Raw genomic sequence first — 25,787 nt, 5'->3', positions numbered from 1 at the left:
TCCCGGAGGAAAGATACGTGCCCGGAAACGCGTGTGAGAAGGGTTGACGGGGACTTCTTTCACTACTTAACTCACGCCCTGAATTAAGCACGCTCCGCGTTCACAGCCTGAAGACATGTGCCCGGAGAGGGGCCCCACGACCATGCGCAGAATCCGCCTGGCGGCGACCGCCGCACTCGCCACCGCCCTCAGCGTGACCGCCGCCGCCTGCGGCGGCGGCAGCTCGACCGGCTCGGAGGGCAACAACGACAAGCCCAAGGAGCTGACCTACTGGGCGAGCAACCAGGGCACCAGCCTGGAGCACGACAAAGAGGTGCTGACCCCGGAGATCGAGAAGTTCGAGAAGAAGACGGGCATCGACGTCAAGCTGGAGGTCATCCCCTGGGACAGCCTGCTCGACCGGATCCTCGCGGCCACCACGTCGGGGCAGGGCCCCGACGTGCTCAACATCGGCAACACCTGGTCCGCTTCGCTGCAGGCGACCGACGGGCTGCTCGCCTGGGACGACAAGACGCTGGACAAGATCGGCGGCAAGGACCGGTTCGTGCCCGCCGCGCTGGCCGCCGCGGGCGCCGAGGGCCAGCCGCCGGCGGCGGTGCCGCTGTACTCCCTCTCGTACGCCCTTTACTACAACAAGGCGATGTTCGCCGAGGCGGGCATCGAGGAACCCCCCGCCACCTGGGAGGAGTTCGTCGAGGTCGGCAAGAGGCTGACGAAGGACGGCAAGTACGGCGTCGCCGTCGAGGGCGGCAACCCGGTGGAGAACTCCCACCACGCCTTCGTCTTCGGCAAGCAGCACGGCGCGGACTTCTTCGACGCCCGGGGCAACCCCACGTTCGACAGCCCCGGGGCGGTCGCGGCCGTCAAGCAGTACGTCGACTTCCTCGCCAACGACAAGATCGCCGCGGTCGGCAACGCCGAGTACGCGCAGAACCAGTCGATCAAGGACCTCGCCACCGGCAAGGCCGGCATGCTCCTGTGGCAGGCCGCCGGCAGCTCGCTCAAGGCACACGGCATGAAGCCCGAGGAGTACGGCGTGGCGCCCGTGCCCATGCAGAGCGAGAATCCGCCGGAGGGACGAGACGTCAACTCCATGGTCGCGGGCATCAACATCGCCGTCTTCAAGAACACCGACAACCTCGACGGCGCCCTGGACTTCGTGGAGTTCATGACCTCCAACGAGGAGCAGCTGGTCCTCAACTCGACCTACGGCTCCATCCCGCCGGTGAAGGAGGCGCAGGAGGACAGGGCGTTCAGCAGCACGGACCTGACCGTGCTGCGCGAGGTGCTCTCCACCACCTCGGCGCCGCTGCCGCAGGTGCCGGACGAGGCACAGTTCGAGACCCTCGTCGGCGACGCGATGAAGGAGCTGTTCGCGGACGCCGCCGCCGGCGACGAGGTGACCACGGAGTCGGTCCAGAAGCGGCTGACCGAGGCCCAGCAGCAGATGCAGAAGTGAGCGGCCCCGGATGACCGCGACCACCCTCGACACGCCTCCGGCCGGCCCCGGCGACAAGCCGCCCGCCGGCCGGGGCGCCGCCCGCAAGCGCCGCCGCACCGGCCGCGTACGGCGCGGCGCCCTGCCGTACCTCCTGCTGCTGCCCGCGCTGCTGCTGGAGCTGCTGATCCACCTGGTGCCGATGGCCGTCGGTGTGGTGATGAGCTTCAAGGAGCTGACCCAGCACTACATCCGCGACTGGGGCGCCGCGCCCTGGTCGGGCCTGGACAACTTCCGTATCGCCGTCGACTTCGACGCCCCCGTGGGCGAGGCGCTGCTGCGCTCGTTCTTCCTCACGTGCGCGTTCACGGTGCTCGCGGTCGGGCTCTCGTGGCTGCTCGGCGTCACCGCGGCGATCCTGATGCAGGACGCCTTCCGCGGCCGGGGACTGCTGCGCGCGCTCTTCCTCACCCCGTACGCGCTGCCCGTCTACACCGCCGTCATCACCTGGTCGTTCCTGCTCCAGCGGGACAACGGCCTGGTGAACCACGTGATCCACGACCAGTTGGGGCTGACCGACCAGCCGGCGTTCTGGCTGATCGGCGACAACGCGTTCGTCTCGCTGGTCGTCGTCTCGGTCTGGCGCACCTGGCCGTTCGCCTTCCTCGTGCTCACCGCCGCGCTGCAGAACATCCCGCGCGAGGTGTACGAGGCGTCCGCGATCGACGGCGCCGGGATCTGGCAGCAGATCCGCCGGATCACGCTGCCGTCGCTGCGGCCGGTCAACCAGGTGCTGGTCCTGGTGCTGTTCCTGTGGACCTTCAACGACTTCAACGTGCCGTACATCCTCTTCGGCAAGTCGGCACCCGAGTCCGCGGACATCATCTCCCTCCACATCTACCAGTCGTCCTTCGTCACCTGGAACTTCGGCGCCGGCTCGGCCATGTCCGTGCTGCTGCTGCTCTTCCTGCTGGTGGTCACGGCCGGCTATCTGCTGCTCACCTCCCGGGGAAGGAAGGCGGCCCGTGCATAGCTCCCCCACCGCGCCGCCGCGGTCGTTCGTCTGGACCCGGCGGATCGTGCTCACGCTGCTGACGGTCTTCGCGGTCACGCCCGTGTACGTGATGCTCAGCAGCTCCCTGAAGCCGCTCGAAGACGTCACCGGGGCCTTCCGCTGGATCCCCAGCGGGCTGACCATCCGGCCGTACCTCGACATCTGGGACACGGTGCCGCTGGCCCGTTACTTCCTGAACTCACTGATCGTGGCGGGCGCCGCGACCGCCTGCTCGGTCGTCATCGCCGTCTTCGCCGCGTACGCGGTCAGCCGCTACCGCTTCCGCGGCAAGCGGATCTTCACGGTCACGGTGCTGTCCACCCAGATGTTCCCCGGCATCCTGTTCCTGCTGCCGCTGTTCCTGATCTTCGTCAACATCGGGAACACCACCGGGATCGCCCTCTACGGCTCCCGCGGCGGCCTGATCCTCACCTACATGACGTTCACCCTGCCCTTCTCGATCTGGATGCTGGTCGGCTATCTCGACTCCATCCCCCGCGACCTGGACGAGGCGGCGCTCGTCGACGGCTGCGGGCCGCTGAAGGCGCTCTTCCGTGTCGTGGTGCCGGCCGCGGTCCCCGGGATCGTCGCCGTCGCCATCTACTCCTTCATGACCGCCTGGGGCGAAGTGCTCTTCGCCTCGGTGATGACCAACGACGTCACCCGGACGCTCTCCGTCGGGCTGCAGGGGTACGCGACCCAGACCGAGGTGTACTGGAACCAGGTCATGGCCGCCTCCCTCGTCGTCAGCCTCCCCGTCGTCGCCGGCTTCCTGCTGCTCCAGCGCTATCTCGTCGCCGGGCTGACCGCCGGAGCCGTCAAGTGACCTTGTCCGAAAGGAACTCCGTGACCGACCTGCACCTCGACCGCCTCCCGTCCGACTTCGTGTGGGGCACCGCCACCGCCGCGTACCAGATCGAGGGCGCCGTAGGCGAGGACGGGCGCTCCCCGTCGATCTGGGACACCTTCTCGCACACGCCCGGCAAGGTCGACGGCGGCGACACCGGCGACGTCGCCTGCGACCACTACCACCGCTGGCCCGAGGACATCGCGCTGATGCGAGGGCTGGGCGCCGAGGCGTACCGCTTCTCGATCGCCTGGCCGCGCGTCGTCCCGGGCGGCGTGGGACCCGTCAACGAGGCCGGCCTCGCCTTCTACGACCGGCTCACCGACGCGCTCCTCGAAGCCGACATCACCCCCTTCCCCACGCTCTACCACTGGGACCTGCCGCAGGCGCTGCAGGACCGCGGCGGCTGGGCGGAGCGCGAGACCGCCGAGGCGTTCGCGGCGTACGCGGACGCGGTGGCCCGCCGGCTCGGCGACCGGATCACCGACTGGGCCACGCTCAACGAGCCGCTCTGCTCGGCCTGGATCGGTCATCTGGAGGGCCGGATGGCCCCGGGGCTGACCGATCTGACGGCGGCGGTACGGGCCTCGTACCACCTGCACCTCGGCCACGGCCTCGCGGTCCAGGCGCTGCGCGCCGCGGTCCCCGGGGCCCGGATCGGGCTGGTCAACAACCTCACGCACTGCGAGCCGGCCTCCGACCGCGACGAGGACATCGCCGCCGCCGCACGCGCCGACGGGCACACCAACCGCTGGTGGATGGACCCGGTCCACGGCCGCGGCTACCCGCAGGACATGCGCCGGCTCTACGGCGTGGACCTGCCCGAGCGCCCCGGGGACCTGGAGACCATCGCCGCGCCGCTGGACTGGCTGGGCCTGAACTACTACTTCCGCCAGGTCGTCGCCGACGACCCGGAAGGCCCGCTGCCGTACGCGCGCCAGGTCGACCTGCCCGGCGTGCGGCGCACCGCGATGGGCTGGGAGGTGCACGCCGAAGGGCTGACGAAGACGCTGGAGCGGATGGCGGACGACTACCGCGCCCGCTGCCTGTACGTCACCGAGAACGGCGCCGCCTACCCGGACGCGGTCGGTCCCGACGGCCAGATCGACGACCCGGAGCGCACCCGCTATCTGGAGGAGCACCTCGCCGCCTGCGCGGAGGCGGTGCGCCGGGGCGTGCCGCTGGCGGGGTACTTCGCCTGGTCGCTGCTGGACAACTTCGAGTGGGCGTACGGCTACGACAAGCGCTTCGGCCTCGTCCACGTCGACTACGACACCCAGCGGCGCACCGTCAAGGGCAGCGGCCGGCGCTACGCCGAGCTGATCCGCGGCCACCGCGCGGCGGCGCGGCGCGCGGCGTAGCCCCTGCGGCACCACGCTCCGCCCGGGTCCGCCGCCGCGTGCCCCGCACGGCATCCCCCCACCACGACGGCGTACCCGGGCGGTCACGCCCCCGATCTCCAAGGAGCCGCACCCTGCACGAGGCACCCGCCCCGCGCCCTCCACGGCGCCCGCCCGCCGCGGGCCACCGGGCGTCGCCGGCGGTCGTCACCTCCGGCCGGCCCGCGGTGCCCGCGGCCTGCCCTTCGACTCCCGGTCCCGTGTCCCGCCCCCGCCACCGGGCGGACGCGGGGCCGGGTCCTCGGCCGGGGCCGGGGCCGCCGTACCGGCCGCGCGCAGGCCCGGTGTCAGGGCCAGCGTGACGGCGATCGAGAGCCCTGCCATCACGGCCATCGCCGTCGCCGGGGAGGTCAGCTCCGCGATCCCGCCGGCGAGGGCCGCGGCCACGCCCTGCATGGTGAGCATCCCGGAGGTGTGCAGCCCGAGGGCCTGGCCGCTGAGTTCGTCCGGCGTGAGCGCCATCAGCCGCTCCTGCTGGACGAGGCTCGCGGCGAAGCCGGCCGCGGCGACGGTCACGGCCACCGCCGCCACCGCCAGCGGCGGGCGCAGCGCGAAGACCAGGTAGGGGGCGGCCAGCAGCAACAGCAGCGGCACCCCGAGCCGGGGCCGCCACCGGGCCGGGAGCACCCGGCCCGCGAGGACGTCGCCGGTGAGCATGCCCAGCGCGCTGAGGGCCAGCAGGACGCCGGCGCGGTCCGGTTCGTACGGCACGAACTGCGACTCGGCGCCGACGACGAGGCCGTTGGGCAGCCACAGCGCGAGATACAGGATGCGGCGGTGCCGCGAGGACCAGAGCAGGCCGTTGACCCGCCACGTCTCCGCGACCGAGGGCCGCCCCGCCGCACGCGGCGCCCGGCGGCCGAGCCCCGCGCGGGCGACGACGGCGCCGGCGAGGAACGCCGCGGCGGCGACGAGGAGCGTGCCGCGCGGGGACAGGGCGGTCACGAGCACGCCGCCGATCGCGAAGCCGGTGATCTGCATGGCACCGGCGGACATGTTGACCACCGACCGGCCGAGCAGGTAACCGTCGCGCGGCAGGATCTCGTTGAGCAGCCCGTAGCGCACCCCGCCGCCCACGGAGGCGAGCAGACCGAGGCAGAACAGGATCGCGAACGCGGCCCACACCGGCAGCCCCGGCGCGGCCTGCGCGGCGGTGGCGGCGGCGAAGACGAGGGCGAGCGCGGTCATCGCGCCGCGCGGCGGCAGCCGGTCCGCGGCGGACAGCAGCAGGGTCGCGCCGACCACCTGCGCGAGCGAGGGGCCGAACATCGCGAGGGCCGACAGCAGCGGGGAGCCGGTCTTCTCGTAGATGTGCGTGCCCAGCGCCAGGCCGCTGATCGTCAGCCCGGCGACCTGCAGGGAGGAGGTGGCGAAGAGCGGCGTGAACTCCGGGGCGCGGAACAGCTCGCGATACGTGCGCATGCCGGGCAGCATCGGGGAGACCGCGGCCCGGGGGTTAGAGTTTCGCCGGGAGGCGAAACAATGGGGTGGTGGCAGGTCGACGCGGACACGCTGGCGGGCAGCCGGTTCGTGGTCTCGCCGCTCGCCGAGACCCTCGCGTGTCTGAAGACGCTCGCGCGCGGCACCCCCTCCCACCCCGGCGAGCGCATCTGGCTCGACGCCCACCTGCCCGCGTACCGCGCACGGCAGGCCGCGGACCCCGTGACCGACGAGCTGGTCCGGGTGGGGCTGCTGCGGCCGTGGAACGCGGACTTCCTCACCCCGACGCCCACGGGCGCGGCCGGGGTGACCTTCGAGGAGGAGCTTGCTGCGGTACGGGCCACGCCCCCGGACTCCGCCCGCGCCGACGTCGCCGTCTCCCTCGACGGCCGGCTGCCTGAGCGGCTGCGCCGCGACGACCTGCCGCAGCGGGCGGCGGACATCATGGACTGGGTGTGGCGGGAGACGGTCCTGCCCGACTGGCCGTGGCGCCGGCGGATCATCGAGGCGGACATCGTCGCGCGCACCGCGCAGGTGGGGCAGGGCGGCTGGGCGGCGGCGCTGGACGCGCTGCGGCCGGGGACGCGGTGGCTGGGCGCGAGCCGGCTGCAGATAAACGTGCGCGACTACCCGCCGCGGGACGTCTCCGGCGCACAACTGCTCTTCGTGGCCGTCGTGCCGCGCACCGGCTGGGTCTGCTGGGAGGCGCCGCACCGCTACGCCCTCGTCTACCCCTGCGCCGGCGCCCTGGCCGACACCGGCTCCGCCGCGCCGCCGGAGTCGCTGGGCCGGCTGCTCGGCCCCGGGCGGGCGACGGTGCTGGCGCTGCTGGACACCCCGAAGTCCACCACGCAGCTGGTCGCGTTCACCGGGCAGGGCCTCGGCTCGGTGGGGCGGCATCTGCGGGTGCTCCGCGACGCCCGGCTGGTGGGGCGGCGGCGCGCGGGGCGGTCGGTGCTGTACTACCGCACGGCGGCCGGCGAGGTGCTCGTCGCGGCGCAGCAGGGCGACTGAGGCCGCGGCGTACGGGCCCTCCCGCCCCGGCCGCCGCGCGGTCCGGGGCGGATGGGCGCGTACCGCCGGGGGCGCTCAGCCGGCCGAACGGTCGCGCTGGTAGCCGCCGTCGATGTCCCAGACGGCGCCCGTGACGTACCCGCTCTCCGCGCTGTCCAGCAGGGTCAGGGCCGGCCGGGCGATCTCCTCCGGCGTGGCCATCCGCTTGACGAGGTTGGTGGCGATGGTGGCCTCCTCCAGCCCCGGGATGGCCTTCGCCGCCTCGTACATCGACGGCGTGTACGTACCGCCGGGGCACAGGGCGTTGACCCGGATGCCACTGGGTGCCAGCTCGATGGCCCAGGTGGACACCAGGTAGTGCAGCGCGGCCTTGGTGGCGCCGTACACACCGAGGCCGGGGACGGGCAGCCGGCCGGTGGCCGACGAGGTGAGGGTCACCGCCGCGCCGGGCCGCTTCGCCAGCTCCGGCGCCGCTTCGCGGACGAAGGCGATGGGGCCGCGCAGGTTGACCGCGAGCATGCGGTCGACGTGTGCCAGCGGCTGGCCGGCGATGTCGCCGGGCAGCAGCGTGCCGGCGTTGAAGAGCAGCAGGTCCAGGCCGCCGTGGGTGTCGACGGCGTGGGCGACCGCGCGGGCGGCGGTCGTCTCGTCGGCCACGTCGCCGGCGATGCCGGAGGCGGCCGGGCCGAGCTTGGCGGCGGCCTCGGCGAGCACGTCCTCGCGCCTGGCCACCAGGACGACGTTGGCGCCGCCGGCCACGAGCCCGGCGGCGACCGCCAGGCCGATGCCCTCGCTGGCGCCGGCGACGACGGCGGTCCGGCCCGCGAACCGCCCGCCGGGGGCGTCCCCGGTCTGCGCGGTCACGCGTCGCCCGCCATCAGAGGGGCCAGGAGCGCGGAGTCGTAGTAGTCGCGCCAGGACGTGATCTTGCCGTCGACGACCTCGAAGGTGCCCATCACCGGCAGCGACTCGACCAGGACGGCGCCGTCCTTGCCGGTCCAGTGCTCGTGGCGCTGGGTGAGCACGGTGCCGCCCCGGCTCGCGATCCGCAGCACCTCTCCCCCGACGCTCTCCAGTCCGGTCTGGTCGACGAGTTGCTGGAGGAAGCCCAGGATCTGTTCCGTGCCGCGGACCTCCGGCAGCCCCTGGTTGTCCCAGACGCAGTCGTCGGCCAGATGGCGGCGGAAGGCGGGCACCATCTCGGCGTAGGTGCTGCCCATGTCGGCGAAGAACTGCACGACGAGGGCTTCTTGTTCGGTGGCGGGTTCGTTCGGGGCTGGCATGTACCGGAACGCTATTGAGCGCCCGCGCCGCCCGTCAAGGCGAACCCGCACATCTCGCCATCCCCAATTGCCCCATGGCTCAACGTCGTTGCCCCGTGATGCGGCACCCGGTGCCAGCGGCTAGGCTCATTCCCACGTCACCGGGCGGGCAGAAAGGGACTGCTGTGCAAGACGAGGGCAACGGGCGGGCGGCCAAACTTGGACCCGGCGACATCGACACCACCAAGCCCAGCATCGCCCGGGCCTATGACGTGGTGCTCGGCGGCAAGGACAACTACAAGGTCGACCGCGCCGTCGCCGACCAGTTGCGCCAGACCATGCCGCACATCGACGACCTGGCGTGGCTCAACCGCGAGGCGCTCGGCCGCACGGTGCGCTACCTGACCGCCGAGGCGGGCATCGACCAGCTCATCGACCTCGGCGCCGGCCTGCCGACCATGGAGAACACCCACCAGGTCGCCCAGCGCCACCTGCCGGGCGCCCGCGTGGTCTACGTCGACAACGACCCCATCGTCCTCGCCCACGGCCGCGCGCTGCTGCAGGAGAACGACGACACCTTCGTCATCACCGCCGACCTGCGGCGCCCGCAGGAGATCCTGGAGCACCCCGACGTGCGCCGGCTGATCGATTTCTCCCGTCCGGTGGCGATCCTGCTCGTCGGCATCCTCCACCACCTCCACGACGACGAGGACCCGCAGGGCATCGTGGACGCGTACATGGACGCGGTCCCGTCGGGCAGCCACTTGGTGATCACGGCCTTCTGCGACGTCGGCGAGGAGGCCCGGGCCCTCCAGGACACCTTCCTGTCCTTCCTCGGCACCGGCCGCTTCCGCACCGCCGCCGAGATCGAGAGCTACTTCACCGGTCTCGACCTGCTGGAGCCGGGCGTGGTCTCGCTGCCGCACTGGCGTCCCGACAGGCCGGTCCGCACGGATCTGAAGCTCTACGAGCGCCTGATGGCCGGAGGCGTCGGCCGCAAGCCGTGACCCGGCGGGCCGGCCGCCGCGCCGGAGCGCCCGCGGCTCAGGCGCCGCCGGGCCGGCGGGCGGGGAAGCGGTAGCGGGTCTGGCCGAACGGCTTGCCCTTGGCAAAGGCGAAGGCGACCCGCGGGACCACCTCGAAGACCAGCGGGCCTTCGCCGCTGCGTACGGAATCGGGCAGCCCGTGGAAGGTGCCCTCCGGCGAGGTGACGGTACGGCCGTACTTGTCGATGTAGGCGTCCGCGACCCGGCCGAGCCGGGCGCGGTCGCGGACCCGCGCGGCGTCGCCCTCGACGACCACGTCGAGCCCTTCGTCCAGGGCACGGGTGCCGGTGACGACGGTGCAGTGCGGGTTGGCGGCGAGGTTGCGCGCCTTGCGCTCCTCGGCGCCGGTGCAGAAATACACGGCGCCGTCCAGCCAGACGCCGATCAGCGGGGTGACGTGGGGGCGGCCTTCGGGGCGTACGGACGTCAGCCAGAGGACCCCGGCGGTCTCCAGTTCGCGGCGGGCGTCGGGCCAGGGGGTGGCGGTGGCGTCGGGGTCGCTGAAGTCGGGGTGGAGCTCCGGCTCGGGCTCGCGGGGTGTCTTTTCCGCCATGGTGACTCCTTGGGGTGCACGTTCTTTTGCGGCCTTTTGTGTGCTGCGTTTCCTCACGGGTGTCGACCAGCCTGGCGGCCGGAACTCATCGCGAGCTGCCGCGCGGGGGTGTGCCGGCGTTGTTGACGGTGCCGGAACGCGGTGGGAGGCTCGGTTGCCGAGTTCGTGAAATCGATTTCTCGGGACCTTCGGGAGGGCCCATGGGCAGTCATCGCGAAGTCGGAACCGGGCGCCGCACGCCCATGACCAGGGCGCGGTTCCTGAGAACGGCGGCCGGTGCCGCCGTCGGCGGCGGGGCGCTGCTGGGGAGCGGGCGGGCGGCGGCGGACCCGGCGGGCGCCGGGCGCGGCGCACGGGCCCTGCAGGTGACCAAGATCCGGGACCTCACCGGGCCCGGGATCACCACCGCGTACCGGATGGAGGCCACCGACCTGGGGATCCCCGTGCGCACCCCGGACGGCCGGATGCTCTTCGTCTTCGGCGACACCTTCGAGGGAGCACGCGTCGGCGGCGGCTGGTGGCGCTCGCCCGTCGCGCTGTACTCCAGGACGACGAACCTCGACGCCGGCGTCACCTGGTCCGGTGCGGTGGGCGGGGCGGCGGCACAGCAACTGTGGGCGTACGAGCACGACAACCCCGTCTTCTCCACCGTCCTGCCGTCCGACGTCATCACCATCGGCTCGACGATGTACCTGCACGCCATGGTCAACAAGGGCCTCGGCAACGTCGTCTGGACGGAGATCTGGCGCTCCGACGACAACGGCGCCACCTGGGTGCACACCGGCGCGAAGTTCGCCCCCGACCTGCACGGCGGGCTCTTCCAGTTGCTGACCTGGGCGGAGGGGAACGACGGCTTCGTGTACGTGTTCTCCACGGAGTTCACCCGCAGCAAGCCGATGATCCTGCAACGGGTGCCGGCGGCCCGGATCGCCGACCCGCGCGCGTACGAGCCGTGGGGCTACCGCAACGGCGCCTGGGCGTGGGGCAATCCGCCGACCCCCGTACTGGAGGGGCGCTTCGGCGAGATGTGCCTGCGGCCGATGGCGGGCAAGTGGATCCTCACGTGGTTCAACGAGGCCGACTACCGCATCGACGGCATCCTCATGGACACCCCGACGTCCAACCTGTACGAGGCGCACCGGCGCACGCTGGTGTGGGGCGGGCAGTGGGGCAACGAGGACGACTCACACGTGGCGCAGTTGTACGGCGGCTATGTCATCCCCGGGTCGACGCCGGACAACCTGCATCTGGCGGTGAGTCAGTGGAACACGGCCGAGGGATGGCCGTACCGGGTCATGCAGCACCGGGTGCGGGGGTTCGTGTAGGCGGGCCCGCGGCGGGCCGCGGGCTTGTCGCCCGCGGCACGCGGCCGGTGACGATCGTCGCCGCCAGGTCCGCGCACGTCGCCGTGCGGGCGGTCAGTCCGGCGGCGACCACGGCCGCGCGGGTGCGGGGCTCCTGCCGCTCGCTCGTCTCCACCAGCAGCAGCCCGCCGGGCGCCAGCCACCGCGGGGCCGCCGCGATCACGCGGCGCTGGACGTCGAGCCCGTCGGCGCCGCCGTCCAGCGCGGTCAGCGGCTCGTGGTCGCGGGCCTCGGGCGGCAGGAACGGGACCTCGGCGGTGGGTACGTACGGGGCGTTGACGACGAGCACGTCGACGCGCCCGCGCAGGCGTCCGGGCAGCGGCGCGTAGAGGTCACCCTCGTAGACGGTGCCGCCGGGCCCGACGTTGCGGCGGGCGCAGCGGACCGCGGCGGGGTCGACATCGGCGGCGTGCAGTTCCACGCCGGGCACGGCGGCGGCGACCGCGGCGCCGATGGCGCCGGAGCCGCAGCACAGGTCGAGCACGACGGGGCGGAGGGCCGCTGCCGCCGCCTCGGCGGCGTGGCGGACCAGGAACTCGCTGCGCCTGCGGGGTACGAACACGCCGGACTCGACGGCGATGTCCAGCCCGCAGAACTCGGCCCGGCCGAGGACCTGTTCCAGCGGCCGGCCGGCGACGCGGCGGGCGACGAGGGCGTCCAGCTCGGCGGGGGTGGAGGCGGCGGCGTGGAGGAGGCGGGCCTCGTCCTCGGCGAAGACGCAGCCGGCGGCGCGGAGGCGGGCGACCAGGAGGGCGGGGGGGGCGGGCCGGGGCGGCGGGGGTTCCTGCGGTGCGGGTACGTGTGGTGCGGGTACGTGTGGTGCGGCTTTCCGCGGTGCCGGCTCGTGCCGTGCGGTTTCGCGGTGCGGGCCGTTCTGCGGCGGGGTCTTTGGCACGTACCCGTTCTACCTTGTGGTCCGTACGCTTTGCCCGTCCTTATTTCGCGTCCGCATAGCACTGCACCACCGCCGTCGTGAACGAGAACACCACGGGCGTCTCCCCGAACATCACCTCCCCCGCCCGCGCCGACGCCGCCGTCAGCGCCTTCTCCACCGCCGGCGCCTCCGCGTCCGGACAGTGCACGATCACCTCGTCGTGCTGGAAGAAGACCAGTTCCGCCCGCATCCCCGCCAGTTCCTGACGCAGCGCCGCCAGCAGGCACAGCGCCCACTCCGCCGCGCTCGCCTGCACCACGAAGTTGCGCGCGAACCGGCCCCGCGCCCGCGCCGCGGCGCCCCCGCGGGCCGTCGGCCCGCCCCCGTCGTCCTCCTGCGGCAGCCCCGCCTCGCCGTCGTCCGCCGCGTCCGACGGCGCGCACGTACGGCCCAGATGGCTGCGGACGAGCCGGCCCTCCTCGCCGGCGCGGGCGGCCTCGTCCACGTACGCCACGGCCACGGGGAAGCGGCGGCGCAGATCCGCCAGGTACTTCAACGCGTCCCCCGAGGTCTGACCGTAGATCGCGCCCAGCAGCGCGAGCTTCGCCTCCGCGCGCCCGCCCGCGAAGGCGCGGGCCGCCAGCGCCTCGTACAGATCCCGGGTGCCGTCCGCCGCCGCCATCAGCCCCGCGTCGCCGGAGACGGCGGCCAGCACCCGCGGCTCCATCTGGTCGGCATCGGCGACCACCAGGCGCCAGCCCTCGTCAGCGACCACCGCGCGGCGCACCACCCGCGGGATCTGCAGCGCGCCGCCGCCATGCGTGGTCCAGCGTCCTGACATGGCACCGCCCGGCAGGTACTCGGGGCGGAACCGGCCGTCGTGCACCCAGGTCTGCAGCCAGGACCAGCCGTGGGCGGTGTGCAGCCGGTACAGCTTCTTGTACTCCAGCAGCGGGGCGACGGCGGGGTGGTCGACGTCCTGCAGCTCCCACTTGCGGGTGGAGGTGATCCTCACGCCCGCCTTGCGGAAGGCGCGAACGACCTCCGCGGGCAGGTCGGGGCGGACCCGCTCGCCGAACGCGCGGGACACGTCGTCGGCGAGCGCGGCGAGGCGCGGCGGCTCCAGACCGCCCGGGTAGCGGCCGCCGAGCAGCTCGGTGAGCAACGCGTCGTGCACGTCGGCGCGCCACGGGAGGCCGGCGCGGTGCATCTCGGCGGCGACGAGCATGCCGGCGGACTCGGCGGCGACGAGGAGGCGCAGGCGGTGCGGGTGGGCGGAGGCGGCGATGCGGTCCTGCTGGGCGGCGTGGACGGCGAGGAGGGCGGGCAGGTCGTCGGTGCCGTGGGGGCGGGCGGGGGTGGCGTCGAAAAGGGTGGGCTCGCTCTCGCCGGCGAACGAGCGGGGCGGCGGGTCCTCGGGCACGGGGTGTCCGCGGAGTCGTGCCCAGGCGGCGGCGAGGGAGCGGGGCAGGCCCCACATCCCCTCGTGGCCGAGGAGGACGGCTTCTGCGGCTTCGACGTCGTGGCAGCGGGGGACGGAGCCGCCGGCGTCGAGGAGGCGGGGATAGAACCGGGCGGTGGAGGACCAGATCCAGCGGTCGGCGGTGGGGTGGTGGCTCAGGGCATCGGCGGGGTGGGGGTAGGTGTGTTCGGGGCCGTGGGGGTTGCCTGTGGCATCGACGGGGCAGACGATGACCCCGCCGCGGGGTCCGTCGGCCATGGCCCAGCGCATGGGGCCGAGTCTCGCACCCCCCACTGACACCGTGCCGGTGGCGGGGCTGCTCTCCCCCGACGGCGCCCCTTCCAGAAACCGGGGCTCCGCCCCGGCCCCCGCGACCGCGCCTGCGGCGCGGCCGAGCCGGGGGCTCCGTCCCGGACCCCGGTGCCGAACCCTCAGTCGTCCCGCCACACCTTCCGGCGGCCGTCTCCCAGCGACGGTCTCGTCGCCTCCCAGACCCGGCGCCACTCCGCCACCGGCTTGCCCTGTTCCACCGGCGTCGCCGTCAGCGGGAGCGCCGTCGTGCGGCCCTCGGGGAGCGTCAGGCGACCTTCCTCCGCCGCGCGGAGCGACTGGTACCAGCCCAGGTCCTCCTCCGCCCACAGCGCGGCGATGTGGCGCAGCATGCGGGCGCGGAAGTCGGTGACCGACTCGCCCGTCTGCGGGGGCAGGGGACGGCCGAAGCGGACCACCAGGCGCGTGCCCGTGCGGGTGGGGAGGGCCTTGCCGCGGGGCATCGCGGCGAACGTGCCGCGGACCGCCACCGGGACGACCGGGATGCCCATGTTCACGCACAGGCGCGAGGCGCCCATCTTGAACGAGCTCATCCACCCGTCGTGCGACCGCGTGCCCTCCGGATAGAGCAGCAGGCTCCAGCCGTCGTCGATCAGCTCCGCCGGCAGCGACACCCCGCCGCGGCGCGAGCCGTGGCGGTCCACCGGGAAGGCGTTGAACATCAGGGCCGTCGTGATGCTGACCGCCGTGGAGGTGAAGAAGTAGTCCGCCGCCGCGCCGACCGCCGTGCGGTCGGCGATGCGCCGCGGCAGGGAGCCGAGGATCAGCGGGGTGTCGAGGTGGCTGGAGTGGTTGGCGACGAAGATCGCCGGGCCGCGCAGCGACTCCAGCAGGTCCAGGCCCTCGATCTGCGGCCGGGTCTTGGCCCAGGCGTACTGCTTGAGCACCCCGCGCTGCAGCACGTTGCGCACCGCCCGGGCCGCGGGCGTGCGCGCCCACGCGGTGGGGAAGGTCTTCTGCTCGACCTTCCCCGCCCCGAAGCCCGCGGCGCTGCCGCCCGGGGTGCGGTAGCCGCGGGGGGCCAGGGCCCGGCCGCGCCAGTCGCGGCCCGACCGCACCATGGCGAGGTCGCCGCGCAGGCTTCCCCTGCCCCGCTTGCCGCCCTTTCCCAGGCCCTTCGCGCCGCTCATCGGACGGACGCCAGGGTCAGCGGCGGCATGTGCTGGTACGTGATCGAGGGGCTGGTGCCCACCGTCTGCGAGGCCAGTTGCAGCGCGTCGTTCAGCGTCGACGCCGACTGCACGCCGAGCCGGGAGGCCGCGCTGCGGTCCGCGCCGACGAAGATGACCTGGCCCAGGTGCTGCATCGCGTGCGCGCCCCAGTACCACATGTAGAAGGGGTGCACGCCGTGGTAGGCGTAGCTCTTGCGGTAGAGGTGCGTGTACCACGGGTCGGTGGCGAACTGCTTCTCGAACTTGGCCTCGATGACCGCCGGGTCGGTGGTCTCGGCCAGCACCTCTTCGTAGAAGTCGATGTAGCTGGGGTGGTGCACGGGGTGGAACTCGTTCGGCATCGGGTGGTAGAAGATCCCGACGCCGCCCTCCCGCACGATCGGCTTGTTCAGATACATGTTGAAGAAGTAGCCGAGACCCAGGCACATCGTCAGGATCGGGTTCATCACCGAGTTGACGTTGTACGGGCAGATGTACGGCAGTCCGTACACCGCGACGTCGGCCTGCCCCTGCACCTCGGTGAGCTGCTGGCGGTGGACGTTGCGCAGGGTGATCGGGTGCACCTCGCTCGGCGCGCCGGCGTTGACGCCCGTGACCCCGTACGGCGCCTCCGTCTTGTGCCACAGCCGGCGCCGCATCGACGGCGTCATCAGCGCGTTGCCGCGCCGGGAGGCGAGGTAGGCGGCCTGGTCGCCGTAGTTCCACTCCCACTCGCGCTTGTTGAGGAAGCGCGTGGCCGACGGGAAGGTGTCGTTGTTCAGCGTCGTCTCGACGGTGAACACCTTGACCTGGCCGCCGATCAGGTCGTGCATCCGGTTGTACGAGTGGTGCATGGCCGACTTCGGCGGGTCGTTGAACGACCGGGAGTGCCGCAGCGTGTGCACGTTGTGGTGGTGGCGGATGCTGCGGTAGCTGGCCAGGCCCACCGACACCGACTTGGGCCCGCCGCTCATCGCCGTCGAGGTGATGTTGACGTAGACGACGAGGTCGCTCTCGGCCGCCCGCCGGTTGATCTCGACCTCCTCGCCCTCCGCGGTGTCGCCGAGGTGCACGAGGTTGTCGCGGTCCTCGGCGTCGTGGTTGGTGAGGTGCTGCGGGAAGAACGACCGGAACACCCGGTCGCCCACGACGTGCTGCAGCTCCGCCGGGGTCATGCGCCGGTGCAGGGCGTTGGCGGCGATCAGCTCGACGTCGTCGACGCCCTTGGCCGCCGCCATCTCCAGCACCTGCTCGATGATGCGCTGGCGCACGTCGGGCCGGCGCATCGGCGGCAGGGGCAGCGACAGGTCGTCGAAGACGATCGTCAGCCGCATACCGGCGAACAGCAGCTCGGGCAGGGGCTCGCTGCCGTGCGGTTCGAGCAGCGCGCGGCGGATGACCCCGTCGAGGTCGCGGATGCCGGGCAGCGAGTCGGGCGGGTAGATCACCCGGGTGCCGTGGGGCAGCCGCTCCAGCCGGAAATTCTCGCCCTCGTGCACCAGCAGGGGCGGGGTTCGTTCGTCGACTTCCAGCACGAAGCCTGGTCTGCTCACGCTCTCTCCTCAGTGTGGTCGCCGGCGCCTGCAGCGGGCGGCGGTGCGGGCGTCGGGTGCCCGGCGGCTGCGTACGGCGGTGGGGGGCGGCCGACTACGCTATCGGCCCCTACCCTGCCATTCGTCCCCGGTCAGCCGTCCAGGGTCGGATCAAAGGCGATCTTGACGGAGCCCGCCGAGCCGGCCGCGAACGCGTGCTCCAGCGCAGGGCGCCACTGCTGGAGCGCATAGCGTTCGACGTAGCCGTCCAGGGGCGCGGTGGCAGCGAGCTGCACCGCCTTGTCGAAGTCGGTCCCGGCGCGACCGTCGGGGCCCGCGTCGGGGTCGTCCGGGGTGACGTCCTCGCGGCGTCTGGTGGTGTACGCGCCCACGAGGCTCAGCTCCCGGTACCACAGCGGCGTCAGGTCGGCGCCCCCCGGGATGCCGGACACGACGACCGTCCCCCCGGCCCGTACGGTACGCAGCGCGGTGTCGAGGCCGGCGCCGCCGCCGGTGCACTCGAACGCGATGTCCGCCCCGCCGAGCAGGAACTCCGCACCCATCTCCGGGCGCTGGGCGAGCGCCGAGGTCATCCGGCGGAAGGCGCGCAGCGCACGGTCCGGCTCGACGGCCTCGTCCGCACCCAGCGCCAGCGCCCGTTCGCGCTGGTGGCCGTGCTTGGCGACGACGTGGATGGTGCCCGCCTCGGTGAGCTGCCGCAGCGCCAGCACGGTGAACAGCCCCACCGTGCCGGCCCCGATGACCAGCACCGAGGCGCCCGGCGCGATCGGCACCCGGCGTACCGAGTGGATCGCGCAGGCCAGCGGCTCGACGAGCACGGCGCGCTCGTCCGGCAGGTCGTCGGGCACCGGGCGGAGCTGGTGCTCGTGGGCGACCATGCGCTGGGCCCAGCCGCCGCCGGTGTCGGCGCAGTAGCCGGTCTGCATACCGGGCGAGAGGTGCCCGGAGGTGATGTGGTCGCAGCGGTTGGTGTGCCCCGCGCGGCAGGCGCCGCACTCGGGCAGGCCGCGTACCGCGCAGGACAGCACCGGGTCGAGCACGACGCGGGTGCCGCGCGGGATGGTCGGCAGGTCGTCGACGGTGGTGCCGACGACCTCGTGCCCCGGCACGAACGGCGTCGACGTCAGTGCCGCCAGATACGGCGACACGGTGCCGCCCAGCATCCCGAGGTCGGAGCCGCAGATGCCGGACAGGCTGGGCGCCAGCCGGGTCCAGCCGTCGCCCTTGGGCAGATCGCGCCGGTCGCGGGTGAGCCGCAGCGGCGCGAGCGAGCCGGCCAGCGAGCCGGCGGCGCGGCTGCGGGTGCGGCTGAGCCCGCGGGCGGCCAGGAAGCGCGCGGGCGAACGGTGGTACTGAAGCGCCAGGCTCATCGGGCCTCTCCGTCGGATGCGGTGCGGCCGGCCGCGGGCAGGGCCCGTACGGGACGCGGCCGGGTGTGGCTGATCACGGTGCCCGCGAGCGCGTCCCAGCGGCTCGCGGTGTGGGTCCCCCAGCGGGCGATCTCCCAGCGGTGGCGCTTGGCGTGCCGGAACAGCCGGGTGTCGGGGTTGACCGCGTGCGGCTTGCCCACGACCTCCAGCAGCGGCCGGTCCGAGTAGCTGTCGGCGTAGCCGAAGCTGGCGCCGAGGTCGAGCTCCCGCTCGCGGGCGTGGCTCTGCAGCCACGCCGCGCGGCCCTCGCCGACGATCGGCGGGGTGCGCAGGAAGCCGGTCAGGACGCCGTCGTGCTCGGCGAGATGGGTGGCCTCGATGTCGTCGAAGAGCGGCCGCAGCGGCTCCACGAGCAGGTCGAGGCTGCCGGTGATGAGCACGGTGCGGTGGCCGGCGGCGCGGTGCGCGCGGATGCGGCGTACGGCCTCGGGCATCATGCGGTGCAGCAGTGCGTCGCCGACCTGTTCGGCGACCAGGGCGCGCAACTCCTCGGCGCGTGCGCCCTCGTAGCGGCGGAAGAAGGAGCGCATCACGTCACCGCGGTCCCGGCGCTCCGCGAGCAGGTAGCGGGGCGCGTTGCGGGCGAGGTCGAACAGCTCGGGGGCCCAGCGCCCGCGGGGCAGCGACGCCAGCCGGGTCCAGACGTAGGACTCGACGATGTCGGAGGCGATGATCGTGCCGTCCAGGTCGAAGACGGCGGCGGTGCTGCCCGCGGCGGCGTCGCCGGGCGGGAGCACGGCGGGGTTCGGCTTGCGGGGCGTTGCGGCGTCCGCCGGTTCTGGCCCGCAGCGGCGCGGTGACCTTGGGGCAGTGGATCTCTTCGAGGTAGGTGTACCAGTCGATCTCGGCGGGGTCGAAGCCGTGCTCGGCGGCGCGCTCCGCGGGCAGCGCGGCGTTGAGCGCGCGCAGCTCGCGGTCGTCGTAGACGACGGCGGTACGGGTGTAGACGCCGTACAGGTCGGAGTAGCGGCGCAGCGTCTCCAGCGAGCGCTTCTCCTTGTGCAGCCTGCTCGCCCACTCCTGGGTGCGCTCGGTGCCGGGCAACTGGCCGAGGAGCTTGTCGGCGAAGTTCGCGGCGCGTTCGCCGGCGCCGAGCGCGAACTCCACGCGGGAGGCACCGGGGAAGGTCCACGACGGCGGCCGGACGTGGCCGCGGCCGCTGCTCTCCGGCAGCGGGTCGCGGCGGAAGTAGGAGTGCACGTGCTTGTACAGGTCGCGCAGCGTGAGGGGGTTGGTGGCGCCGGAGCCGACGTGGAAGTAGTGCGGCCCGGCGCCCTCCTCGGGCGGTGCCGCGGCGGCGGCGAGGGTGGCGTTGACGACGAGGTCGACGGGGACGACGTCCATCACGGTGTCCGGCTGGCCCGGCATGTCGCGCAGCAGCCCGCTGCCGTACGCGATGATCAGCGGGTCGGCCATCTTGAAGCCGTCGATCCAGCCCGGGTACGGGTGGCGCAGCGCGCTCTCCACGATCGCGGGCCGCACGATCGACAGCGGCCGGTCCGCCCACAGCTCCTCGACGGCGCGCTCGGACATCGCCTTGGTGAAGGTGTAGACGTCGGAGAAGCCGAGGATCTCGGCGCGGATGGCGCCGTGTTCGACCAGCCGCTCCTCGACCCACGCGCGGCGCGCGTCCTCGGCGTCCTTGGCGGCGATCTGCGGCCCGGCCTTGCCGTGGTCGCGGCCGGCCTTCTCCAGCGCCTTGCGCAGCACCTCGGGGCGGCGGGAGGCGCGCTCGACGTCGTCGCGCGCGGCCAGCCCCTGGGCCAGCTCGCCGCGCCAGTCGACGTCGTGGGTGAGCCGGCCCTCGCGTACGAGGCCCTGGCCGCCGCTGGAGACGTACGCGGTGGAGATGTGCACGATGTGCGGCGGGCGCTCCTGCCTGCCCAGCTTCTCGTACAGCGCGACGGCGCCGGAGACGTTGCTGCGGAACGCCTCGTCGATGGGCGGGTCGAAGGAGACGGACGAGGCGCAGTGGATGGCGACGTCGATGTCGGCGGGGAACTCGACGTCCTCCAGCCGGTCGAGCGCGCCCTCGATGACGGTGACGCGCCGCTCCGCCTCGGCGAACGCGGCCTCGGCGCCGACCTGTTCGCGCCAGGCGCGGAAGACGTCCTTGCGCAGCAGGCGGCGGAAGCGGTCGGCGGCGCCGCCGTTGCCCCGCGGGCGGACGACGATCGAGACGCGGGTGCCGGGATGGCCGGACAGCAGCCGCTCCAGCAGCGCCTGTCCGATGAAGCCGGTGGCCCCGGTCAGCAGGACGTGCGCGTCGTCGAGTCGCCCGATGCGATAAGTCCCCGTCACTCGTGCCCTCCCCTGGTCTGGTCTTGCATATGCCGGTCTCTGTTTCTGTTGTGGACCGGCGTCAACCGGTGGCGGGCCGCGGCACCGCCAGGTCGCCCCGGTAGCGGACTGCGGCAGCTTCGCACACCGCGCGCACGGGCCAGCCCAGCGCGGCCGCGGCGGTCTCCGCTTCGGCCAGTTCCGGCTGTACGGTGAGCGCGCCGCCGGGGCCGTCCGCGACCTTGACGGTGACCTGCTGCTCGGCGCCGGGCGGGCCCACGGCGACCACGGCGCTGCGCCGGGGCAGCATCACGCGCCGGTGGGCGGACCAGCGGACGCCGAGCGTGGTGGTGTGGCGGAACAGCGCGTCGGCGACGGCGGGCCGCATCTCCGCCGCGCACAGCGCGGTGACGACGCGGCCGGGGCGGCCGTGCCGGCCGACGGTCTCGGTGGTCCAGCAGTCCCACGCGCCGGCGGCGCGCAGGGCGGCGAGGACCGAGGGCCACAGCCGTGGGTCGAGGTCGTCGACGGTGCTCTCCACGACGGTGACCTCACCTTCGGCGGGCCCGCCCGCCGCGGGGGCGGTGAGGGTGCCGACGACGACGCGGGTGATGTTGGGGCGGTCGGGGGTGTCGCGGCGGCCGCCGCCGGTGCCCACGGCCCGTACCGCCATGTCCGGCAGCGGTCCCGGGGCGGCGAGGGCGGCGACGAGCGCGGCGCCGGTGGGGGTGGTGCGCTCGCCCGCGAGGCCGCCGCCGGTGAGCGCGAGGCCGCCGGCGGCGGCCAGGTGCAGCACGGCGGGTACGGGGACGGGCATCCGGCCGTGCGCGCAGTCGACTTCCCCGCTGCCGGCGGCGAGCGGGGAGGTGGTGACGGCGGCGCCGGGGGCGAGGAGCCCGAGGTCGGCGAGCGCGGCGGCGCAGCCGACCACGTCGGCGAGCGCGTCGAAGGCGCCGACCTCGTGGAAGTGGACCTCCTCGGCGGTGGTGCCGTGCGCCTGGCCCTCGGCCTCGGCGAGCAGCCGGAAGACGCGGGCGGCGAAGTCCGCGGCGGGCGCGGCGAGTCCGGCGCCGGTGGCGCGGTCGAGGTCGGCGAGGACGTCGGCGAGGTGGCGGTGGCGGTCGGGGACGGCGGGGCGGTGGACGGTGACGCGGTTGCACCCGAAGCCGCCGCGGCGGTCGCGTGCCACGGACACGTCGAGTCCGTCGATCGTGAGCGCGGCGACCGCGTCCCGTACGGCGTCGAGGCGCGCGCCGGCGTCGAGCAGCGCGCCGAGCAGCATGTCGCCGGCCACCCCCGCGGTGCAGTCCAGATGGGCCGCGGCCGTCCCCTCAGCCACCGTGCGTCACCCCCGACGAGTCCCGTTCATGATCACGGGGAGAGCCCTTCCCGTACGTCTTCCCCGCCACACCGGCGCCCGGGGCGGCCTCCCCCGTGTGAGCGACGTCGTACGCGAAGGCCGGGCGTGCGCTGTGCTGTTCAGTCACCGGCGCGTACCCCCACGATCTTCGCGGCGTGCACGGCGGCGCCGAAGCCGTTGTCGATGTTGACGACCGTGAGCCCGGGGGCGCACGAGGCGAGCATCGCGCCGGCGGCGGCGCGGCCGGCGTCGGCGAAGCCGTAGCCGACGCTGGTGGGGACGCCGACGACGGGGGCGGTGAGCAGTCCGGTGACGACGCTGGGGAGTGCGCCGTCCATGCCCGCGACGACTATCGCGCAGTCCGCGGCGCGCACCTCGCCGAGCACCGAGAGCAGCCGGGACAGCCCGGCGACGCCGACGTCGGCGTAGAGCCGTGAGCCGGTGCCGAGGGCGTCGAGGGTGGTGACGGCCTCGCGGGCCACGGGCAGGTCGCTGGTGCCGGCGGTGAGCACGGCCACGGTGCCGCGCGGGGCCGGCAGCGGGCCCACCGTGACGGTGCGGGCGCGGGTGTCGACCCGTACCGGCTCGTCGGCGAAGGTGTCGGGCGCGTCCCGCAGCACCTCCTCGGGGCAGCGGGTGGCCAGCGCCGGGGAGTCCGGGGTGCGGCGGCGCAGTTCGGCGAGGAGCTGGAGCGTCTGCTGCGGGGTCTTGCCGTCCGCGTAGACGACCTCGGGCACGCCGGTGCGGCTGCGCCGGCCCACGTCGAGGCGGGCGAAGTCGCCGACCTCCGCGACATCTCCGTCCAGCAGCCCGGCCAGACCGATGGCGTCGAGGGCGCTGCCGCGCGGCTCGCTCATCGCGTCGGCGCTCCATCGGAAGAGACGGTGCGGGAGGCGGCGCGGGCGGCGGTGCTGACGGCGCCCGTACGGTACGGGGCGAGGCTGCCCTCGCCGAGCGGGCCGACGGCGGCGACCTCGCGCAGCAGCGTGTCGCCGAGGCCGTGGGCGGCGGTGACCCGGCGGTGGGCGGGGGCGTCCAGCTCGATCCGGAATCCCTGCTTCAGCAGGCGTACGCGGACGTCGCGGGCGCCCACCCGGTGCTCGTCCAGCGTCTCGCGCACCCGCTCCTCGGCCCGTTCGACCAGGTGCAGCCGGTCCTTGGAGACCGTGATGCCCACCGCGATGCGGGACGCCAGGCACGGCATGCCGGGCTTCTCCGCGACCGGCAGCCCCCATGCCCGCGCGACCGCGCGCACCGCGGCCTTGCCGAGCCCGGCGTCGGCCAGCGGCTCGGCGGCGGCGAGTTCCTTGGCGGCGCGCAGCCCGGGGCGGTGGGCGGCGCGGCGGTCGTCGAGGTGGGTGCCGGTGGCGACGTGCGCGAAGCCGCGCTCCGCGGCGTAGCCGGACACCCGGCCGAGGACGGTCTGCTTGCAGAAGTAGCAGCGGTCGCCGGCGTTGGCGCGATAGCCCGCGACGGACAGCTCGTCGGTGTCCAGCACGACGAGTTCGGCGCCGAGGTCCGCCGCCGTGTCACGGGCGAGGGCGAGCTCGCCGCGGGCCAGGGCGGGCGAGTCGGCGATGACGCCGACGGCCCGGCCGGGGCCGAGGGCGCGTACGGCCGCGGCGAGGACGACCGTGGAATCCACGCCACCGGAGTATGCCACCGCGACGCTGCCGAGTCGTCCGACTTCCGCCAGCAGCGCGGCGGCGGCCGCGCCCGCGTCCGCGTCCGCCGCGCCGGAGTCCGCGGCGGCCGGCCCCGCGGCGGGGGCGGCCGCGGGGTCACCGGCGCCGGTTGCGGTGGGCCCGCGCCGGTCGGCGGGGCCGTCGTGCGCGGCGGGGCCGGCGTCCGTCATGCGTGTGAGCCCGCCGATCGACGTCGTACGGCGGCGATCCCGGCCGCGCCCGCGACCACCGCGGCGCCGGCGACCAAGCGCTTGCGGGAGCGCCGACCGGCGGCGAGGTCGGCGACCGGCACGCCGGCCCCGAAGCCCGCGACGCCGCGCTGGACCAGGTTGAGCCCGGCCATGCCGGGAAGCTTGTGCACCTTCTCGTCGATCTTGCGCACGGCGTCGGCGCCCGCGTCGTCACCCAGCAGGTGCCGCAGCACGAACCGGGTCTCCTCCACCGGCTGGATGGTGGAGCCGACGGGCTGCCAGAAGCGCTCGGTCACCCAGCGGGCCAGCGAACGGGCGCGCTGGGAGCGCTCCAGGCGCTCCTTGGCCTGACTGGCGTAGAACGCGAGATGGCGGGACTCCTGGCGCTGTATGCGGCCGAGCAGCTTGGTCAGCTCGGGGTGCTGTTCCTTCTCGATCAGGCTGCCGTACGCGGCGTGCGCGGACCACTCGTTTATGGCGCCCCACGTCATGTGCACGGCGACGAAGTCGTCGCCGATGGCGTTGGCCGCGATGGACTGGTAGATCGGCGCCAGCCGGTCCTTGAGCCCTTGCGCCTCGCGCACCTCGCGGATGTGGTCGTAGTCGGCCTTCTGCCCGTGGGCGCGCAGCACGGAGTCGATCGCCTCGCCGTGCCAGAACTCCTCGAAGGCCCACATCGACATGAACGCCGTCACGTCCGGGTCCCGGTGCGACGGGGTGACCAGCACGTCCCGCAGGTAGCAGACCGTGTGACTCTCGACGTCCGACATGTACCGCAGACAGCGCAAGGCCTCCGCGGACAGCGGGCGCTCGACGAACGCGTCGAGGTCCAGATCGTCGACCTGGACGCGTCCGGCCGTGTTGATGTAGCCCGGTATGTCGAAGGCCATTGCTCTCCCTCCGGCAGATACGCCGATTGCGCCGAGTCCATCACGGCACGAAGCCCTTTATCAACATCTGTTGAGTTAGCTCGGGATTCTAGATCGCGGCCGGTCCCGCACGCCACTGCCCCCACCCGTGACGCAGCAGACACCGCTGAGGTTGACTCGGCGCGCTAACTTTGCGCGGCCGGGAGCGGGCCGAAGAGATAGCCGTCGATGGTACGGCCCACGATCTCGGCCAACTCCGGCCGAGGCAACTCGGCGAGCGGGCCGAAGCGCACCACGTAGCGCACCAGGGCGGTGCCCACGAGGTGGGAGCCGGCGAGGCCGGCGCGCAGCTCCGCGCGGTCCTTCACGGCGCGGGAGGCGATGCGGGCGACCAGTTCACGGGTGATGAAGTCGCGCAGGATGGCGGCCGCCGGCTGGTACGACGCGGCGGAGAGCAGGATCGCCTGAAAGGGCCACCTGGTCTCGGCGTCGTCCCACAGATCGAAGTAATAGGCGGCGAGCCGCCCGCCCAGCCCGTCGGAGGCGTCGCCGATGATCCGCCCGAGCACGTCGTCGGGGCGCATCACGTCGGCGATGGCGGCCAGGTAGAGCCCCTCCTTGCTGCCGAAGAACTGGACGAGGAGGGACGGGTCGACGCCCGCCTCGCGCGCGACCGCGCGCAGGCTGCAGGCGCCGTAGCCGCGGGCGAACATGCGCTTGGCGGCGCGGATGATGTCCGCCCTGGTGTCGGGACGGCCGGGGCGGGGCCCGAGTGGCCGCACCCGAGGACCCAGCGTTCTCTTCCCGGTCACGGTGGTCGCTCACGCTCCAACGCAGGTGTGCATTTTGCTCATTGCGTCAAGTCTTCGGTGAACGCCCGGCCGGGACAAGAGGGACGGCCCAAAGCTCCGGTCGAGAGGGCACGCCGGAGGGCGGCCCGCGGCACGGCCGCGCGGGCGTCGGGGGCCGGCCGGCGCAGGGGGCGCACCCCGCCGGCCGGCCCCGCGCCCGCGCACGCGACGGGGCCGATCAGACACCCGCGACCGTACGGTGCGAGGCGATGCGGTGTTCGCCTGCGTACACGTTCATGGTGTCGCCGCGCAGGAAGCCGACCAGTGTCATGCCGGTCTCCGCGGCGAGGTCGACGGCCAGGGACGACGGCGCGGAAACCGCGGCCAGGACGG

At 73.7% G+C, this 25,787-nt stretch carries 23 protein-coding genes and 1 pseudogene; 7 read left to right on the top strand and 17 right to left on the bottom strand.

Features of this window, described 5'->3' with window-relative positions:
* Positions 1-142: 142 nt before the first annotated feature.
* From ABGA99_RS02745 to ABGA99_RS02730, 4 genes are read left to right on the top strand one after another with little or no spacing between them, the layout of a single operon-like run.
* The gene (locus ABGA99_RS02745; RefSeq protein WP_347576792.1) at positions 143-1,459 is read left to right on the top strand and encodes a sugar ABC transporter substrate-binding protein; all 1,317 of its coding nucleotides are present in this window, start codon (positions 143-145) and stop codon (positions 1,457-1,459) included.
* Positions 1,460-1,469: 10 nt separating this feature from the next.
* Entirely contained in the window at positions 1,470-2,471 is a 1,002-nt protein-coding gene (locus ABGA99_RS02740) for a sugar ABC transporter permease (RefSeq protein ID WP_347582090.1), read from the top strand.
* Positions 2,464-3,318, top strand: coding sequence for a carbohydrate ABC transporter permease (locus ABGA99_RS02735; protein WP_347576790.1), 855 nt, complete (start codon positions 2,464-2,466; stop codon positions 3,316-3,318). The genes ABGA99_RS02740 and ABGA99_RS02735 overlap by 8 nt, the downstream gene beginning before the upstream one ends.
* A gap of 20 nt (positions 3,319-3,338) precedes the next feature.
* Entirely contained in the window at positions 3,339-4,700 is a 1,362-nt protein-coding gene (locus ABGA99_RS02730; RefSeq protein ID WP_347582089.1) for a GH1 family beta-glucosidase, read from the top strand.
* Between the two features lie 186 nt (positions 4,701-4,886).
* Here the strand turns inward: ABGA99_RS02730 and ABGA99_RS02725 are convergent, their stop codons facing one another.
* Positions 4,887-6,161: an MFS transporter gene (locus tag ABGA99_RS02725; protein ID WP_347576788.1), complete on the bottom strand. Its 1,275-nt coding sequence runs from the start codon at positions 6,159-6,161 to the stop codon at positions 4,887-4,889.
* A gap of 60 nt (positions 6,162-6,221) precedes the next feature.
* On the opposite strand from ABGA99_RS02725, the gene ABGA99_RS02720 reads away from it, so the two are divergent.
* Complete coding sequence (locus ABGA99_RS02720; protein ID WP_347582088.1) at positions 6,222-7,193, top strand: winged helix-turn-helix domain-containing protein; 972 nt, start codon at positions 6,222-6,224, stop codon at positions 7,191-7,193.
* A gap of 75 nt (positions 7,194-7,268) precedes the next feature.
* On the opposite strand, the gene ABGA99_RS02715 is transcribed toward ABGA99_RS02720, so the two are convergent.
* Positions 7,269-8,057 (bottom strand): SDR family oxidoreductase, encoded by a 789-nt coding sequence (locus ABGA99_RS02715; RefSeq protein WP_347576786.1) that lies wholly within the window; start codon positions 8,055-8,057, stop codon positions 7,269-7,271.
* Complete coding sequence (locus ABGA99_RS02710; protein WP_347576785.1) at positions 8,054-8,476, bottom strand: limonene-1,2-epoxide hydrolase family protein; 423 nt, start codon at positions 8,474-8,476, stop codon at positions 8,054-8,056. The genes ABGA99_RS02715 and ABGA99_RS02710 overlap by 4 nt, the downstream gene beginning before the upstream one ends.
* 164 nt (positions 8,477-8,640) lie before the next feature.
* On the opposite strand from ABGA99_RS02710, the gene ABGA99_RS02705 reads away from it, so the two are divergent.
* Positions 8,641-9,462: an SAM-dependent methyltransferase gene (locus ABGA99_RS02705; protein WP_347576784.1), complete on the top strand. Its 822-nt coding sequence runs from the start codon at positions 8,641-8,643 to the stop codon at positions 9,460-9,462.
* 37 nt (positions 9,463-9,499) lie between these two features.
* Here ABGA99_RS02705 and ABGA99_RS02700 read toward each other — a convergent pair whose 3' ends face one another.
* Positions 9,500-10,054, bottom strand: a complete 555-nt coding sequence (locus ABGA99_RS02700; protein ID WP_347582087.1) for a pyridoxamine 5'-phosphate oxidase family protein — start codon at positions 10,052-10,054, stop codon at positions 9,500-9,502.
* Between the two features lie 242 nt (positions 10,055-10,296).
* On the opposite strand from ABGA99_RS02700, the gene ABGA99_RS02695 reads away from it, so the two are divergent.
* The gene (locus ABGA99_RS02695; RefSeq protein WP_347576782.1) at positions 10,297-11,379 is read left to right on the top strand and encodes a DUF4185 domain-containing protein; all 1,083 of its coding nucleotides are present in this window, start codon (positions 10,297-10,299) and stop codon (positions 11,377-11,379) included.
* Here the strand turns inward: ABGA99_RS02695 and ABGA99_RS02690 are convergent.
* The 13 genes and pseudogenes from ABGA99_RS02690 to ABGA99_RS02630 form a co-directional block, all read right to left on the bottom strand.
* Entirely contained in the window at positions 11,348-12,166 is an 819-nt protein-coding gene (locus ABGA99_RS02690) for a putative protein N(5)-glutamine methyltransferase (protein ID WP_347582215.1), read from the bottom strand. The genes ABGA99_RS02695 and ABGA99_RS02690 overlap by 32 nt on opposite strands.
* Positions 12,167-12,353: 187 nt before the next feature.
* Positions 12,354-14,024, bottom strand: a complete 1,671-nt coding sequence (locus ABGA99_RS02685) for a bifunctional 3'-5' exonuclease/DNA polymerase (protein WP_347582086.1) — start codon at positions 14,022-14,024, stop codon at positions 12,354-12,356.
* A 161-nt stretch (positions 14,025-14,185) separates the two neighbouring features.
* A complete protein-coding gene (locus tag ABGA99_RS02680; RefSeq protein ID WP_347576780.1) occupies positions 14,186-15,214 on the bottom strand; it encodes a lysophospholipid acyltransferase family protein in 1,029 nt (342 codons plus the stop codon).
* The gene (locus ABGA99_RS02675; RefSeq protein WP_347576779.1) at positions 15,211-16,788 is read right to left on the bottom strand and encodes a lactate racemase domain-containing protein; all 1,578 of its coding nucleotides are present in this window, start codon (positions 16,786-16,788) and stop codon (positions 15,211-15,213) included. The genes ABGA99_RS02680 and ABGA99_RS02675 overlap by 4 nt, the downstream gene beginning before the upstream one ends.
* Before the next feature lie 131 nt (positions 16,789-16,919).
* Entirely contained in the window at positions 16,920-18,158 is a 1,239-nt protein-coding gene (locus ABGA99_RS02670) for a zinc-binding dehydrogenase (protein WP_347582085.1), read from the bottom strand.
* Positions 18,155-18,955, bottom strand: coding sequence for an HAD-IB family hydrolase (locus tag ABGA99_RS02665; protein ID WP_347582084.1), 801 nt, complete (start codon positions 18,953-18,955; stop codon positions 18,155-18,157). Before ABGA99_RS02665 ends, ABGA99_RS02670 begins: the two co-directional genes overlap by 4 nt.
* 628 nt (positions 18,956-19,583) lie before the next feature.
* Positions 19,584-20,519: pseudogene (locus tag ABGA99_RS02660) on the bottom strand (SDR family oxidoreductase); the annotation flags it as partial.
* Between the two features lie 61 nt (positions 20,520-20,580).
* Positions 20,581-21,837 (bottom strand): nickel pincer cofactor biosynthesis protein LarC, encoded by a 1,257-nt coding sequence (larC, locus tag ABGA99_RS02655; RefSeq protein WP_347576776.1) that lies wholly within the window; start codon positions 21,835-21,837, stop codon positions 20,581-20,583.
* A gap of 140 nt (positions 21,838-21,977) precedes the next feature.
* Complete coding sequence (larB, locus tag ABGA99_RS02650) at positions 21,978-22,715, bottom strand: nickel pincer cofactor biosynthesis protein LarB (protein ID WP_347576775.1); 738 nt, start codon at positions 22,713-22,715, stop codon at positions 21,978-21,980.
* The gene (locus tag ABGA99_RS02645) at positions 22,712-23,713 is read right to left on the bottom strand and encodes an ATP-dependent sacrificial sulfur transferase LarE (protein WP_347582083.1); all 1,002 of its coding nucleotides are present in this window, start codon (positions 23,711-23,713) and stop codon (positions 22,712-22,714) included. Before ABGA99_RS02645 ends, larB begins: the two co-directional genes overlap by 4 nt.
* Positions 23,710-24,624, bottom strand: a complete 915-nt coding sequence (locus ABGA99_RS02640) for a ferritin-like domain-containing protein (protein ID WP_347576773.1) — start codon at positions 24,622-24,624, stop codon at positions 23,710-23,712. Before ABGA99_RS02640 ends, ABGA99_RS02645 begins: the two co-directional genes overlap by 4 nt.
* A gap of 164 nt (positions 24,625-24,788) precedes the next feature.
* A complete protein-coding gene (locus ABGA99_RS02635; protein ID WP_234380570.1) occupies positions 24,789-25,415 on the bottom strand; it encodes a TetR family transcriptional regulator in 627 nt (208 codons plus the stop codon).
* A 217-nt stretch (positions 25,416-25,632) separates the two neighbouring features.
* Positions 25,633-25,787 (bottom strand): formate dehydrogenase accessory sulfurtransferase FdhD (locus ABGA99_RS02630; RefSeq protein WP_347582214.1); only part of this gene is annotated, 155 nt, incomplete at its 5' end.

Origin of the sequence: Streptomyces sp. B5E4 (assembly GCF_039871555.1) — a bacterium.
Lineage (GTDB): Bacteria > Actinomycetota > Actinomycetes > Streptomycetales > Streptomycetaceae > Streptomyces.
This window is presented reverse-complemented; position numbering and strand designations above follow the sequence as displayed.

Bases quoted from the DNA above. Each gene is read 5' to 3' on its own strand.
- ABGA99_RS02700 (WP_347582087.1), bottom strand. From the start codon at position 10,054: ATGGCGGAAAAGACACCCCGCGAGCCCGAGCCGGAGCTCCACCCCGAC.
- ABGA99_RS02740 (WP_347582090.1), top strand. From the start codon at position 1,470: ATGACCGCGACCACCCTCGACACGCCTCCGGCCGGCCCCGGCGACAAG.
- larB (WP_347576775.1), bottom strand. From the start codon at position 22,715: ATGAGCGAGCCGCGCGGCAGCGCCCTCGACGCCATCGGTCTGGCCGGG.
- ABGA99_RS02720 (WP_347582088.1), top strand. From the start codon at position 6,222: ATGGGGTGGTGGCAGGTCGACGCGGACACGCTGGCGGGCAGCCGGTTC.
- ABGA99_RS02745 (WP_347576792.1), top strand. From the start codon at position 143: ATGCGCAGAATCCGCCTGGCGGCGACCGCCGCACTCGCCACCGCCCTC.
- ABGA99_RS02640 (WP_347576773.1), bottom strand. From the start codon at position 24,624: ATGGCCTTCGACATACCGGGCTACATCAACACGGCCGGACGCGTCCAG.
- ABGA99_RS02695 (WP_347576782.1), top strand. From the start codon at position 10,297: ATGACCAGGGCGCGGTTCCTGAGAACGGCGGCCGGTGCCGCCGTCGGC.
- ABGA99_RS02710 (WP_347576785.1), bottom strand. From the start codon at position 8,476: ATGCCAGCCCCGAACGAACCCGCCACCGAACAAGAAGCCCTCGTCGTG.
- ABGA99_RS02725 (WP_347576788.1), bottom strand. From the start codon at position 6,161: ATGCGCACGTATCGCGAGCTGTTCCGCGCCCCGGAGTTCACGCCGCTC.
- ABGA99_RS02680 (WP_347576780.1), bottom strand. From the start codon at position 15,214: ATGAGCGGCGCGAAGGGCCTGGGAAAGGGCGGCAAGCGGGGCAGGGGA.
- ABGA99_RS02645 (WP_347582083.1), bottom strand. From the start codon at position 23,713: ATGACGGACGCCGGCCCCGCCGCGCACGACGGCCCCGCCGACCGGCGC.
- ABGA99_RS02670 (WP_347582085.1), bottom strand. From the start codon at position 18,158: ATGAGCCTGGCGCTTCAGTACCACCGTTCGCCCGCGCGCTTCCTGGCC.
- ABGA99_RS02685 (WP_347582086.1), bottom strand. From the start codon at position 14,024: ATGCGCTGGGCCATGGCCGACGGACCCCGCGGCGGGGTCATCGTCTGC.